Raw genomic sequence first — 14,470 nt, forward strand, 5'->3', positions numbered from 1 at the left:
CCCGGCGCGCGACCGAGCAGGACCGCAAGATGGCGGCGCTGCTCGGCGTGGATGTCGACCGGACAATCTCCATCACCTTCATCATGGGTGCGGCGCTCGCAGCCGTGGCCGGCACCATGTACCTCATGTATTACGGGGTGGCCTCGTTCAACGACGGATTCATTCCGGGCGTCAAGGCCTTTACTGCGGCCGTCCTCGGCGGCATCGGCTCGCTTCCGGGCGCCGTTCTCGGCGGGCTGCTGATCGGCCTCATCGAGTCCCTGTGGTCGGCCTATTTCACCATCGCCTACAAGGACGTCGCGACCTTCGCCATCCTCGCCTTCGTGCTGATCTTCAAGCCGACCGGCATTCTTGGCCGTCCGGAAGTGGAGAAAGTCTGACATGACGAATTCTCCCGAAACCGGAACCCCCGGCCTGATGGCCAAGGCCGTCAAGGAAGGCATCTTCGCCGGCCTTCTCGCACTCGGCATGTTCATCCTGTTCGTCGGCATCGAGACCTACCAGGACATCAGCAACGCGCTGGTGTGGCGCACCCGCTGGGGACTGCTCGCGATCTTCGTCGCGGTCGCTGCGATCGGCCGCTTCCTGGTGGTCGGCTTCATCAAGCCGCATATCGACCGCCGCAAGCTCGCCAAGGCGAAGAGCGGGGTCCTGGAAATCTCCGAGGAAAAGGGGTTCTTCCGCCAGCACTTCCTCAAGATCGCGCTCGTCGGTCTCGTGCTCTATCCGGTCGCAGCTGTCATGCTCGCCGGAACTCAAGGGTCGCTGAAATATGTCGACAATTTCGGCATCCAGATCCTCATCTATGTGATGCTCGCCTGGGGGCTGAACATCGTGGTCGGCCTCGCCGGCCTGCTGGACCTCGGCTACGTGGCCTTCTACGCGGTCGGCGCCTATTCCTACGCGCTGCTGTCGGAGCATTTCGGCCTGTCGTTCTGGATACTCCTGCCGCTCGCCGGCATCCTGTCGGCCATGTGGGGCATCATCCTTGGCTTTCCGGTTCTGAGGCTCCGGGGCGATTACCTTGCGATCGTGACTCTCGCCTTCGGTGAGATCATCCGTCTCGTGCTCATCAACTGGACGGACGTGACCAAGGGCACGTTCGGCATTTCCGGCATCCCGAAGGCCAGCGTCTTCGGCATCTGGTCCTTCGATGTCGGGGCGGCCAACAACTTCACCAAAGCCTTCGGTCTGCCGATGTCGTCGGCCTATTACAAGATCTTCCTTTTCTACGTGATCCTGGCACTCTGCCTGCTGACGGCCTATGTGACGATCCGGCTGCGCCGGATGCCGATCGGCCGCGCATGGGAAGCGCTGCGGGAAGACGAGATCGCCTGCCGTTCGCTCGGCATCAATACGGTGACGACCAAGCTGACGGCCTTTGCGATCGGCGCCATGTTCGGCGGCTTCGCGGGCTCCTTCTTCGCCACGCGCCAGGGCTTCGTCTCGCCGGAAAGCTTCGTCTTCCTGGAATCGGCCGTCATCCTGGCGATCGTCGTCCTCGGTGGAATGGGCTCTCTCACCGGCATCGCGATCGCCGCGGTGGTCATGGTCGGTGGCACGGAACTGCTGCGCGAAATGTCGTTCCTGAAGCTCGTCTTCGGGCCTGACTTCACGCCCGAGCTCTACCGCATGCTGCTCTTCGGTCTGGCGATGATCATCGTGATGCTGTTCAAGCCTCGCGGCTTCGTCGGCAGTAGAGAACCGACGGCCTTCCTCAAGGAACGAAAGGCCATTGCCGGCAGCTTCACCAAGGAGGGTCACGGCTGATGACCCCCCAAGTGGATACCCAGACGAATACGATGACTTCCACGATGACTGGCGATACCATCCTTAAGGTCGAGCATCTGTCGATGAAGTTCGGCGGCCTGATGGCCATCAACGACTTCTCGTTCGAAGCGCGGCGCGGCGAGATCACCGCGCTGATCGGTCCCAACGGCGCCGGCAAGACGACCGTCTTCAACTGCATCACCGGCTTTTACAAGCCGACCATGGGCATGGTCACTCTCATCCAGAGGGACGGCGTCTCGCACCTCCTGGAGCGGCTGCGGGATTTCGAAATCACCAAGATCGCCAAGGTGGCGCGAACCTTCCAGAACATCAGGCTGTTTTCCGGTCTTACGGTTCTGGAAAACCTGCTGGTGGCGCAGCACAACGCGCTGATGAAGGCTTCGGGCTACACGATCCTCGGGCTGCTCGGCCTTCCGGCCTACAAAAACGCTTCCAAGGCGGCGATCGAGAAGGCCAGGTACTGGCTGGAAAAGGCCGAATTGATCGACAGAGCCGACGATCCGGCCGGCGATCTGCCCTACGGCGCCCAGCGACGGCTGGAAATCGCCCGCGCCATGTGCACCGGCCCCGAGCTTCTCTGCCTGGACGAGCCGGCAGCCGGCCTCAATCCACGCGAATCGGCTGCCCTCAACACGCTGCTGCATTCGATCCGCGACGAGGGCGTCTCGATCCTGCTCATCGAGCACGACATGTCGGTGGTCATGGAAATCTCCGACCACGTAGTGGTGCTGGAATACGGCCAGAAGATATCGGACGGCACTCCGGACGAGGTGAAGAACGACCCGAAGGTGATCGCCGCCTATCTCGGCGTCGAGGATGACGAGGTGGAAGAGGTGATTGCGGAAGAACTCGACGGAGGGGCGAACTGATGGCCGGCGAACCCCTTCTGAAAGTCCAGGGCGTCGAAACCTATTACGGCAATATCCGCGCGCTCGCGGGCGTCGATGTCGAGGTCAACAGGGGCGAGATCGTCAGCCTGATCGGCGCGAACGGCGCCGGCAAGTCGACCCTGATGATGACCATCTGCGGCAGCCCGCAGGCGCGCAGCGGCTCGGTCATCTTCGACGGCGAGGATATCACCCGCCAGCCGACGCATCTGATCGCGCGCCGGCGCATATCCCAATCCCCGGAGGGCCGGCGCATCTTCCCGCGCATGACCGTTCTGGAAAACCTGCAGATGGGCGCGGGTCTCGATAATCTGAAATACTTCAAGGAAGACGTGGAGAAGATCTTCACGCTCTTCCCGCGTCTGAAGGAACGCCAGAGCCAGCGCGGCGGCACGCTTTCGGGCGGCGAGCAGCAGATGCTCTCGATCGGCCGCGCCCTGATGGCGAGACCCAAGCTCCTGCTTCTCGACGAACCTTCGCTGGGTCTGGCCCCGCTGATCGTCAAGAGCATTTTCGCGGCAATCAAGAAGCTCAACCAGGAGGAGGGGCTGACTGTCTTCCTCGTCGAGCAGAATGCCTTCGCCGCGCTGAAGCTCTCCGACAGGGGCTATGTCATGGTCAACGGCAAAGTGACGATGGCGGGCACCGGCAAGGAACTGCTTGCCAATCCGGAAGTGCGCGCCGCCTATCTCGAAGGCGGACGGCATTGAGAACGGCGAGAGGGAGAGTTTGACATGCAAGGGCTTTTCTTCGAGAGCGATACCGGCGTTCGCTACATTCTGCGTTTCCTGGTGATGCTGATCGGCTTCTGGACCGCCTGGCGCACCGGCAAGGCGGTGGCCGAGGGCTGGAGCGGTTATTCGACCGTGGTGCTCTATACACTGCTGCTCGGCATGGTGATGCGCTTCATGCACTATGCGCTGTTCCAGGGCCCGTTCATCAGCCCGTTCTACTACATCATCGACGTGGTGCTTCTGCTCGTCTTTTCGAGTGCCGGTTTCCGCATGCGGCGCACCCGCCAAATGGTGCAGAACTATTATTGGCTGTACGAGCCGACCTCAGCTTTCTCATGGAAGAAGAAAGATTGACAGGCAGAGTTTTCTGCCATCAGATTGGCTTGGGTAAAAACCTCAAGTGGAAACCCAGAGTGGAACAACTTCCGGCGCAGTATTGGTGGGGATTGCGCTGGCTATAACCCGACCCGCTTAAGAAACTGGGAGTACATCAATGAAGAAGTCTCTTCTTTCCGCGGTTGCGCTGACGGCCATGGTCGCCTTCGGCGGCAGCGCATGGGCCGACGTCATCGTCGGGGTCGGTGCCCCGATCACCGGTCCGAACGCGGCTTTCGGAGCGCAGATTCTGAAGGGCGCCGAACAGGCCGCCGCCGACATCAATGCGGCCGGCGGCATCAACGGCGAGCAGATCAAGATCGTAGTCGGCGACGACGTTTCCGACCCGAAGCAGGGCGTCTCCGTAGCCAACAAATTCGCAGCCGATGGCGTCCAGTTCGTGGTCGGCCACTTCAACTCGGGCGTGTCGATCCCGGCATCGGAAGTCTATGCCGAAAACGGCATCCTGGAGATCACGCCGGCTGCAACCAACCCGGTATTCACCGAGCGCGGTCTCTGGAACACCTTCCGCACCTGCGGCCGTGACGACCAGCAGGGCACCATTGCCGGCGCCTATCTCGCTGAAAAGTTCAAGGACGCCAAGATCGCCGTCATCCACGACAAGACCCCCTATGGTCAGGGCCTTGCCGATGAAACCAAGAAGGCGATGAACGCCGCCGGCCTGACCGAGGTCGTGCGTGAAGGCGTCAATGTCGGCGACAAGGATTTCTCGGCGCTGATCGCGAAGATGAAGGAAGCCGGCGTCACCGTCATCTATTGGGGCGGCCTGCATACCGAAGCCGGTCTCATCATCCGTCAGGCAAAGGATCAGGGTCTGCAGGCAACGCTCGTTTCCGGTGACGGCATCGTCTCCAACGAACTTGCCTCCATCGCCGGCGACGCCGTCGAAGGCACGCTGAACACTTTCGGTCCCGATCCGACGCTGCGTCCGGAAAACAAGGATCTGGTCGAGAAATTCAAGGCTGCCGGCTTCAACCCGGAAGCTTATACGCTCTACTCCTATGCCGCCATGCAGACGATTGCGGGAGCCGCGAAGGCTGCAAATTCCACCAATCCGGAGGAGGTTGCTAAGGCGATGAAGTCGGGCAAGTTCCCGACGGTTCTGGGTGAAATCTCCTTCGACGAGAAGGGCGACCCCAAGCTTCCCGGCTACGTCATGTACGAGTGGAAGAAGGGCGCGGACGGCAAGTACACCTACGTGCAGCAGGGCACGTAAGCTTTATTGCTCGAAACATCCTGGAAGCCCGGCATTGCCGGGCTTCTTTGCATTCAGGGCGCCTGAAGGGTGGACAGAGGAAATGAACCAGCAACTGGCGCTGATCGCCATCGTCGTTCGCGACTACGATGAAGCGATCGATTTCTACGTGAACAAGCTCGGCTTCGTTCTGGTGGAGGACACCTACCAGCCGGAGCAGGACAAGCGCTGGGTCGTCGTGAAGCCTGCGGGAGACGGCGGCACTTCATTGCTTCTGGCGCGCGCTGCCAATGCTCATCAGGAAGAATACATCGGCGACCAAGCCGGCGGCCGCGTCTTTCTGTTCCTGCGCACGGACGATTTCTGGCGGGACTACAACAGTTTGCTTGGCCGGGGCGTCGAGTTCGTCCGGGAGCCCAAGAAGGCCGATTACGGGATCGTTGCCGTGTTCAGAGATTTATATGGCAATCTATGGGATCTTGTTGAATTTACTGACGGAAGGCCTTGAGTCCGTCGCAGCCGAGCGGACAGTCCCCTGGCAGCGCTCGCTCCGGCTCGCGGCGTTCGTCGCTCGAAACGATTCACTGGATCGTTTAGTCGACTATGCCAACCGCTCCTCACCGTAGAGGACATGAGCCGCCTTGACGGCGGCTGAGGCCCGGTTCTCGACGCCGAGCTTCACGTAGATCTGTTCGAGATGCTTGTTCACCGTGCGGGCGGACAGGCCCAGGATATCGCCGATGTCCCGATTCGACTTGCCCTTGGCGATCCATTGCAGCACTTCCGACTCACGCGGGGTGAGGGAAAAATGCTGGCGCAGCACCTCGTCATCGGCGCGGTTGCTGGCCGCGGTCAGCCGGAAGAGATGTTCATCGGCGCCGATCGCGCCGAGATAGGCGAACTGCAGGTTCGTCTGGCCGCTCCGGGGCAGGGAGAACGTGGCGTCGCGGGCAAAGCCGGGCTTGTCGCGCTCCGCAAGCCAGCCCGCGATATGGCGGGCGGCGAGATCGAGTCCGTCGTCGGTGCCGGTGGCGGTCCTGATAAGCCGCGTTGCCTGCGGCGTCGACCAATGGAGGCCGCCGTCGCCTCTCACGGCCAGCAGGTGCCGGCCGGCGGCATCGAGCGCCACGCGGGCGCTCTGGGCGGAGCGGGCATTGGAAAGATGCACCCGGATGCGGGCGCGCAGCTCATCGATGTTGATCGGCTTGGTGAGGTAATCGACGCCGCCGGAATCGAGCGCATGCACCACGTGCTCGGTCTCCGTCAGCCCGGTCATGAAGATCACCGGGACTTGCGCCACGGCCGCATTGGTCTTCAGCATCCGGCAGGTGGCGAAACCGTCCATGTTCGGCATGACCGCATCGAGCAGGATGAGGTCCGGTGTGATGCGCTCTACGATATTGAGCGCCGACTGGCCGGAGGTGGCGATCAGCACCGAAAAGCCGGATTGCTCGAGCGCTTCGGTCAGGAAGCCGAGCGCCTCGGGACTGTCGTCCACCAGGAGCACGATATCGCGGGGCAGGGCCGTCTCAGCCATCGATGGCCCTTTCTTCGCCGAAGCGCTCGTCTTCGCCGAAGCGATTGAGGAAAGTCATGTATCCGGCCATGTCGAAAGCTTGCAGATAGGTGCCGAGCTCTTCGGCGAATGGCCGGTTTTCCTCCATCCGGGCGATATCGGCGAGCTTGGTTTCGATGCCGCGGACGTAGCCTATTTCGCCAAGGCGCAAAAGGTCCTGCACATGGTTTTTTCCCGGGCTCCTGACCGGCGCCTTCGCCATCGGCGGGGGGGAGAAGGCGGGATCGCCTTCATAGACCCATTCGAGGCCGAGATGCGCCGCCAACCGGTCGCTCAAGCGGCGGATATCGACGGGCTTCGGGATGGTGTCGTTCGGGCCCTCGTCTCCGAGATTGGCCGCGACCCCGTCATTGATATTGGCGGACAGCATGACGATTGGGGCCGTCTGGCCGATTTCCCTGAGCTTGGCGAGCAATTGCCAGCCGTTCATGCCGGGCATTAGGATGTCGATCAGGAAGAGGTCCGGCTTCACGCCCTCGATCAGGGTCAGGCAGTCCGGGCCGCTGTTTGCAGTCAGCACCACGAAATCCATCGGCACCAGCACTTCCCGCATCAGGTCGCGGTGGTCCTCGTTATCGTCCACGACGACGATGGTGCGGCGCGGGCCCGTATAGGAAACGATCTTCTTTTCCGCCGCCGGCGCGGTATTGGGACGGTCGACGGCGGACAGCATCAGCCGCACCCGGAAGGTGGAGCCTTCGTCCTTCACGCTTTCCACCTTGATCTCGCCGCCGAGCGTATTGGTGAGAAGCTGGGTGATGGTGAGCCCGAGGCCGAGACCCGGCATGGGCTTAATGCTGTCGGCCTCGCCGCGCTGGAAGGGCTCGTAGATGCGGCCGAGATCCTTCTCGGCTATGCCCCGGCCGGTATCGGAAACCGTGAAGGTCGCCACCTGGCTGCGATAGGCGACATCGAAACGCACCTTGCCCCGGTCGGTGAACTTGATCGCGTTCGACAGCAGGTTGACGAGGATCTGGCGCAGCCGCTTCTCGTCGGTGCGGACATATTGGGGGAGGGAGCGGGCGCGTTCGTGCTCGAAGGCAAGTCCCTTGGCATGAGCCTGCAGGGAGAACATCTCGACGATCTGGTCGAGGAAATCCTGGATGTTGATCTCGTTCGAATAGACCTGCAGCCGGCCGGCCTCGATCTTGGAAATATCGAGAAGTCCGTCGATCAGCCCGGAAAGATGGTCGGCGGAGCGCTTGATCACCTTGATCGCGGAATGCCGGGGAGGAGGTATCGTCTCGTCGCGCTCGAGGATCTGCGCATAGCCGAGCACGGCATTCAGCGGCGTGCGCAGTTCGTGGGAAAGCCCCACGACATAGCGGCTCTTGGCGCGGTTGGCGGCCTCGGCGGTCTCCTTGGCGTCCTGAAGCGCCGCGTCCGTCTTCTTGTGGGCCGATATTTCCTTGAGAAGCAGCGTGTTCTGGCGGGAGGATTCCTCCTCGGCCACCATGCGGCTGTCATGGGCCAGCACATAGAACCACGAGACGATGCCGGCGATCAGCGCGAAGACGAAGAAGACGATCAGAATGGCGCCGTAGACGATTTCAGCATTGGCGGGATAGGCCTGACCTATCTGGTAAGCAATCATGGCGAGGATCGCGCCGATCAGAGAGATCGCGACAGCGGCGGTGATGGAATAGCGGCCGAGCCGCGAGCGTAGCCGCTCTACGATCGTTTCGGGAAGCACCGCGCGCGCCACCGCGCCCACCTGCGCATTCATTCTCGCCTGTGGCTTGCACATGTCATGGCAGCGGCTGTCGAGCGAGCAGCAGAGCGAGCAGATCGGTGCGGCATAGGCCGGGCACCAGGCCATGTCCTCCGGCTCGAAAGGATGTTCGCAGATGGAGCAGGTGATCGAACCAAGACTCTTCCAGCTTTGTCGCGGCTTCCGGGCCAGATAGAATTTTCCGCGAGTGGCGAAGGCGATCGCCGGTGAAATAACGAAGGCGATCAGCGTGACATAGGTGGACATCGACGCCATGAGGCTGCCGAACAGCCCGAAATGGGCGGCAAGCGCCACGCCCGCCGAGCCGAACATGGCGCCGAGCCCCACCGGATTGAGATCATAAAGATGGGCGCGCTTGAATTCGACGCCGGGCGGCGAGAGCCCGAGCTTCTTGTTGATGAACAGGTCCGCCGAAATGGTGCAGAGCCAAGACATGGCGATGATGGAGAAGATGCCGAGCGTCGCCTCCAGCAGCCGGTATATGCCGAGTTCCATCAAAAGCAGGGCGATCGCCACGTTGAAGACCAGCCAGACCACACGGCCCGGATGGCTATGGGTCAGGCGCGAGAAGAAGTTAGACCAGGCGAGCGAGCCCGCATAGGCGTTCATCACGTTGATCTTGAGCTGCGAGACCGCCACGAAGGCGGCCATCAGCAGGAGTGCCGCCGTCTCGTTGGGGATCATGTAGCCGAAAGCGGCGAGATACATATGCGCAGGATCGGCGGCTTCGCGCACCGGCACGCCCGTCGAAAGCGTCAGCACCGCCAGGAAGGAGCCGGCCAGCAGCTTCGGAACGCCGACCACGACCCAGCCGGAGCCGGCAAGAAATACCGCTATCCTGTGGCGGAACTTGCGCAATCCTTCCGGCGGCAGGAAGCGGAGGAAGTCCACCTGCTCGCCGATCTGCGGCATCAGCGCGAGGATAACGGCGGATGCCGCGCCGAATTCGAAGAGATCGAAGGGTGCGGCGCCGCCGACCTCGGCATTGGAATGGTTGATGCCGGCGAAGGCCCGCCAGAGATCGAATTTTTCCCAATCGAGGAAAGCGATGAAGATAAAGGGCAGGATGTTCAGCACGATCCAGAAAGGCTGGGTGATGAGCTGGAAGCGCGAGATCATCTGCACGCCGTAGATAACGAGCGGGATCACCACCACGGCGCTGATCATGTAGCCGATCCAGGGCGGAATGCCGAAGGCGAGGTAGAGCGCGCCGGTCATGATCGATGCTTCGATCGCAAACAGCATGAAGGTGAAGCCCGCATAGATGAGCGAGGTGACGGTGGAGCCGATGTAGCCGAAGCTCGCGCCGCGCGTCAGAAGATCGATATCCACCCCGTGGCGGATCGCGTAGCGGCTGATCGGCAGGCCGACCAACAGCATGACGACGGCAGCGGCGACGATGGCGAAGAAGGCGTTCGTCGTGCCGTAGGAGAGCGTGATCGCCCCGCCGATCGCTTCAAGTGCAAGGAAGGAGATCGCGCCAATCGCCGTCTGCGAAATACGCTCAGAGGAAAAACGCCGGGCGCTCTTGGCCGTAAAGCGCAGCGCATAGTCTTCCAGCGTCTGGTTGGCGACCCACCGATTGTATTCTCGCCGGACGGGAATGATGCGTTGCCGCGCTGCCATTGCTTAAATTCTGGCTCTTTTTGAGAAAAGTTTAAGATTTAGGCAGTTTGTCGGCGGCGACCTGGAAAAGCAAGGGGCTGCTGTGGGTAATTCGCCATCATCTGCCGGAAGAAGAGAAAACCTGTCATCTTTTTGAAATGCGACTGTTACACATGCCTTCTAAACGCTGGCGCATTCTTTCACGATAGGGAGCTTACATGTCTGCTTTGGGTCACTTCCGTTCCACTGTTGCTCTGGTGACGCTGCTTTCTCTCGTGCCTTCAATGGCCGGAGCGGAGACCGCCGGCAAGCTGCCTTATGCGGAGGCCGGCGCCACCAACAAGCGGGGCGATGCGTGTTTTTCGACGGAAAACACCAATGCGGCGGTACATCTTCTCTCAGGTTTCCTGGAAATATGGACGCCGCGCACGCCTTTCGTGGATGCCGGCGTCGAGGCTCCGGCGAATGGCGATTGCCCGGCGGTCGCCAAGACGGATTGGGACGGCATTCCGTTCAGCCCCACCGATGGCCGAATCGTCAACCAGGCCGTTCACGACGCCAATATCGCTTATGTGGTGAAGGTCACGCGGGCGCGTATGGCCGAGCAGGACCTTGCGGTCTATCTCGACGACCGGCGGGGCAAGAACGCCAGCATCGTTGATGGGCTCGGTCCGCTGACGGATGCCTGGAAGGCCGGGTCCAAACAGACGACGACGATCACCGAGGTCGCTGCTGACGCGATCACCGTGAAGTATGAGGACAAGGGCAACAATCGCGGCGCCGGCAGCAAGGCGGACCTGGAGGCCAAGACGGAGGCCAATCCCGACATGGGATTGGCGGTCGATTTCATCAAGGCAGCAAGTGAGGAGGCATCCACCGAGCCGGCCAAGCGCTATTTCAAGTATGCGCGTCCCTATCGCTGGAGCGAGCATGTCGCGGTGCTGCCGACGCTGGAACCGGCCAAGAGCGGCAAGCCCGCCGAGGATGGCGGCTTTCCGAGCGGGCACACGGCCGAAGGCTGGCGCGATGCGCTCGCCATGGCCTATCTGGTGCCGCAGCGTTTCCAGGAGATGCTGGCCCGCGCCACCGAAATGGGCGACAGCCGTATTCTGGCGGGCATGCACTCGCCGCTCGACGTGATGGGCGGCCGGGTGCTGGCGACCGCACAGGTGGCGTACAATCTCAACAAGCCGGGAAATGCGGACCTGAAGCGCGACGCCTATGCGCAAACGCAAGCCTGGCTCGCCACGAAGACCGGCGTCCAGGATACAGACGAACTCTTCGTGCTGGCCCATTCGGCATCACCCGAAGAGGATCGCTTCGCCGAGCATGATGCAAACCAGGCCTATGTGCGCGATCGCCTAAGCTATGGCTTCCAGCCGATCCATGCGGTGGATCAGCCTGCCCGGGTGCCGAAGGGGGCGGAAGTGCTGCTCGAGACCCGTCTGCCCTATCTCGATGCCGAGCAGCGCCGCGAAGTCCTGAGGACGACGGCGATCGCTTCCGGCTATCCGCTGCTTGACGATGCGGAAGGATACGGTCGCCTCAATATTTTCGCCGCCGCTGATGGATATGGCGCGTTCGATCAGGATGTGACGGTCGCGATGGATGCGGCCAAAGGCGGCTTTAATGCGCTCGATACCTGGCGAAACGATATCGGCGGCCGTGGCGGACTAGTGAAGCGCGGTGAAGGCACGCTTGCTCTCGCCGGAATCAATACCTATGCCGGTGAAACCAGGGTGGAAGAGGGAGCGCTGGTCGCCGGATCTCCGTCGGCTGTCGGAACGGGCTCTCTCTCGGTCGGCAACGGCAATCTCGTGGTCGCGGCGTCTGACGCTCTGCTGATCGATGGGGATTTCAGCCAGGAAGACAAGGGCAGCCTGGCGGTCACCCTCGGCGAGGGTACGGCCGGGCACCTGATCGTCAAGGGTTCGGCCAAGCTCGCCGGGCGATTGGTCGTCAACCTGCCGGAAGATTATGCGCCGAAGGCGGGCGAGAAGATCGAGCTGATCAAGGCGAGTTCTGTTTCTGGCACGTTCGGCGCCGTCGAGATCGAAGGCCACAAGGCAAGTGTCGAATACGGCCCGTCCGGCGTCACGCTCACCATCGACGGCTGATTTGCAGCAGCACCGGCCATCGCATCCCATTGATGCGGTGGCTCCGACTACAGATGGTGGACTTGCAGCTTGCCGTCCCATTTGTCGTTCAGGTATTCGCAGACCAGCCGCCGGTGGCAATGATGCGGCGTATCCTCCGAGCAGAGCAGGCAGGCATTTCTGAACATTTCCGGCTTCAGCCGCGTCTCGATCTTCCGTTCGGCCATCAGGCCGAGAAAGTCCCGCTGGAAAACATCCCAAGGTCCCTTCTCTTTCTTGAACGCGCCCATGATCTCTTCGGTCGGCGCCAGCAGCGGCTCGTGGACATAATCCGCGCCGCAGAGCTCCTTGAGGAAGTAAGGAAGGTCTTCCGCCTTGGCGAAGCCGGCGAGTTGCGAGCTGTTGTGGAGGCGCACGTCGATCAGCCGCTTGACGCCGGCTTCCTTCAGGCGGCCGAAGAAGCCTTGCGCTGTCGTCTTCGTGAACCCGATCGTGGTGACGTTCATGGCGGCGCTCCTCATCCGCCGCCTATCTTTCGCAGGCGTTCGGAAGTGTCAATCGCGACCGCTTGCCCGATCGCTCCGCAGCGGATGCCAAACGGAGATGTCGCGCGGATTTGCGAGTAGCTCCGGCAGCGCGGCCTGCCATTCGTTGCGATAGGGGCGCTTCACCTGCACCTCCAGAACGTCCCGATGATCCTCCCAGGTCTCGTAGAGCATCATGCGGTTTTCGTTTTCCGGATCCGCGTGGAGAACGGCTTCGTGGAACATGGGCTCATGCCGCATGGCGTCGAGCACGCTGCCCAGCAGCGCCATGAATCTTTCGCGCTGCTCGGGGCGGATATCGAACTTGATGAGATAGGTGACCGGCATGGCACTCTCCTTGCGACGTTCATGGGCGATGGACGTGAAGTAAGCCTCGCCGGTCGTCAGGTCGATTACCTTGGAGGTCATAATTCCCGACCTCACCGAAGGCTTCCCGTTTCTCCCCTGCCGGTACGTCATATGACGTATGTGGTTTCGCGCTGCAGCACCCGATAGTTCTCGCAGCGACGGTCCAAACCTGCTTGAGCCCGTTGCCGACGAACAAGAAGAGGGGTTCGAACCAATGAATTTCAAGGCAAAGCTCGGTGGCGCATTGCTCGCCGCCGCCCTGTCCACGACCGCCTTCCATGGCGCATTCGCACAGGAAGACACGATCAAGATCGGCGTCCTGCATTCTCTTTCGGGCACGATGGCGATTTCCGAGACGACGCTGAAAGACGCCATGCTGATGCTCGTCGAAGAGCAGAACAAGAAGGGCGGCGTACTCGGCAAGAAGCTTGAGGCCGTCGTCGTCGATCCGGCTTCCGACTGGCCGCTGTTTGCCGAAAAGGCCCGCCAGCTGATTTCCCAGGACAAGGTCGCCGCCGTCTTCGGCTGCTGGACCTCTTCGTCGCGCAAGTCCGTGCTGCCGGTCTTCGAGGAGCTGAACTCGATCCTCTTCTATCCGGTTCAGTACGAGGGTGAGGAATCCTCGCGCAACATCTTCTATACCGGCGCCGCTCCGAACCAGCAGGCCATTCCGGCGGTCGATTACCTTGCCGAGACCGAGGGCGTCGAGCGCTGGGTGCTGGCCGGCACCGACTACGTCTATCCGCAGACGACCAACAAGATCCTCAAGGCCTATCTGATGTCCAAGGGCGTCGCCGAAGAGGATATCATGATCAACTACACGCCGTTCGGTCATTCCGACTGGCAGACGATCGTGACCGACATCAAGAACTTCGGCTCCGCCGGCAAGAAGACCGCCGTCGTCTCCACCATCAATGGCGATGCCAACGTTCCCTTCTACAAGGAACTGGCCAACCAGGGCGTAAAGGCTGAAGATATCCCGGTCGTCGCCTTCTCGGTCGGCGAAGAGGAACTTGCCGGTCTCGATACCGCCCCGCTCGTCGGCCATCTCGCCGCCTGGAACTATTTCCAGTCGGTCGAAAGCGAGGCGAATGCCCAGTTCATCGAACAGTGGCATGCCTTCACCAAGAACGACAAGCGCGTCACCAATGACCCGATGGAAGCAGCCTATATCGGCTTCAACGCCTGGGTGAAGGCGGTCGAAGCCGCCGGCACCACCGATACGGATGCCGTGCTTGACTCGATCATCGGCGTTTCCGTTCCGAACCTTTCGGGCGGCACCTCCACCGTCATGCCGAACCACCACATCACCAAGCCGGTGCTGATCGGTGAAATCCAGGCGGACGGCCAGTTCGAAGTCGTCCAGGAAACGCCGCCGGTCGTCGGCGACGAATGGTCCGATTACCTGCCGGACTCGAAGGACCTGATCGCCGATTGGCGCAAGCCCATGGAGTGCGGCAACTTCAACGTCGCCACGGGAAAATGCGGCGGCAAGGGTAGCTGATCTTTTACCTCCCCCTTGAGGGGGGAGGTCATCGCGAAGCGATGGGTTGGGGTGAACAGGC

Annotated in this window: 13 protein-coding genes; 9 read left to right on the forward strand and 4 right to left on the reverse strand. The window is 61.5% G+C overall.

Annotated elements, in window-relative coordinates:
• The 7 genes from ACE04I_RS08655 to ACE04I_RS08685 form a co-directional block, all read left to right on the forward strand.
• Positions 1–380: branched-chain amino acid ABC transporter permease (locus tag ACE04I_RS08655; protein WP_487206984.1), on the forward strand; the 380-nt coding region annotated here is incomplete at its 5' end.
• A gap of 1 nt (position 381) precedes the next feature.
• Entirely contained in the window at positions 382–1,770 is a 1,389-nt protein-coding gene (gene livM, locus ACE04I_RS08660; RefSeq protein ID WP_046794524.1) for a high-affinity branched-chain amino acid ABC transporter permease LivM, read from the forward strand.
• Between the two features lie 32 nt (positions 1,771–1,802).
• Positions 1,803–2,660 (forward strand): ABC transporter ATP-binding protein, encoded by an 858-nt coding sequence (locus tag ACE04I_RS08665; RefSeq protein ID WP_170986325.1) that lies wholly within the window; start codon positions 1,803–1,805, stop codon positions 2,658–2,660.
• Positions 2,660–3,388, forward strand: a complete 729-nt coding sequence (locus ACE04I_RS08670) for an ABC transporter ATP-binding protein (protein ID WP_046794522.1) — start codon at positions 2,660–2,662, stop codon at positions 3,386–3,388. Before ACE04I_RS08665 ends, ACE04I_RS08670 begins: the two co-directional genes overlap by 1 nt.
• A 24-nt stretch (positions 3,389–3,412) precedes the next feature.
• Entirely contained in the window at positions 3,413–3,766 is a 354-nt protein-coding gene (locus ACE04I_RS08675) for a DUF6867 family protein (protein WP_046794521.1), read from the forward strand.
• Between the two features lie 139 nt (positions 3,767–3,905).
• A complete protein-coding gene (locus ACE04I_RS08680) occupies positions 3,906–5,024 on the forward strand; it encodes a branched-chain amino acid ABC transporter substrate-binding protein (RefSeq protein WP_046794520.1) in 1,119 nt (372 codons plus the stop codon).
• Positions 5,025–5,106: 82 nt separating this feature from the next.
• The gene (locus ACE04I_RS08685; protein WP_487206985.1) at positions 5,107–5,511 is read left to right on the forward strand and encodes a VOC family protein; all 405 of its coding nucleotides are present in this window, start codon (positions 5,107–5,109) and stop codon (positions 5,509–5,511) included.
• Positions 5,512–5,604: 93 nt separating this feature from the next.
• Here the strand turns inward: ACE04I_RS08685 and ACE04I_RS08690 are convergent, their stop codons facing one another.
• Both ACE04I_RS08690 and ACE04I_RS08695 read right to left on the reverse strand, forming a co-directional pair.
• Positions 5,605–6,540, reverse strand: a complete 936-nt coding sequence (locus tag ACE04I_RS08690) for a response regulator transcription factor (protein ID WP_046794518.1) — start codon at positions 6,538–6,540, stop codon at positions 5,605–5,607.
• On the reverse strand, positions 6,533–9,937 hold the full coding sequence (locus tag ACE04I_RS08695; RefSeq protein WP_046794517.1) for a hybrid sensor histidine kinase/response regulator: 3,405 nt from the start codon (positions 9,935–9,937) through the stop codon (positions 6,533–6,535). The genes ACE04I_RS08690 and ACE04I_RS08695 overlap by 8 nt, the downstream gene beginning before the upstream one ends.
• A 197-nt stretch (positions 9,938–10,134) precedes the next feature.
• Between ACE04I_RS08695 and ACE04I_RS08700 the strand changes: the two genes are divergently transcribed.
• Entirely contained in the window at positions 10,135–12,033 is a 1,899-nt protein-coding gene (locus ACE04I_RS08700) for an acid phosphatase (protein ID WP_487206986.1), read from the forward strand.
• Positions 12,034–12,080: 47 nt separating this feature from the next.
• On the opposite strand, the gene ACE04I_RS08705 is transcribed toward ACE04I_RS08700, so the two are convergent.
• Positions 12,081–12,518: a DUF488 domain-containing protein gene (locus tag ACE04I_RS08705; RefSeq protein ID WP_046794515.1), complete on the reverse strand. Its 438-nt coding sequence runs from the start codon at positions 12,516–12,518 to the stop codon at positions 12,081–12,083.
• A gap of 48 nt (positions 12,519–12,566) precedes the next feature.
• Entirely contained in the window at positions 12,567–12,884 is a 318-nt protein-coding gene (locus ACE04I_RS08710; RefSeq protein ID WP_046795061.1) for a putative quinol monooxygenase, read from the reverse strand.
• 235 nt (positions 12,885–13,119) lie between these two features.
• On the opposite strand from ACE04I_RS08710, the gene urtA reads away from it, so the two are divergent.
• Positions 13,120–14,409: an urea ABC transporter substrate-binding protein gene (gene urtA, locus ACE04I_RS08715; RefSeq protein WP_046794514.1), complete on the forward strand. Its 1,290-nt coding sequence runs from the start codon at positions 13,120–13,122 to the stop codon at positions 14,407–14,409.
• Positions 14,410–14,470 lie beyond the last annotated feature (61 nt).

Source organism: Rhizobium moroccans, from assembly GCF_057559155.1.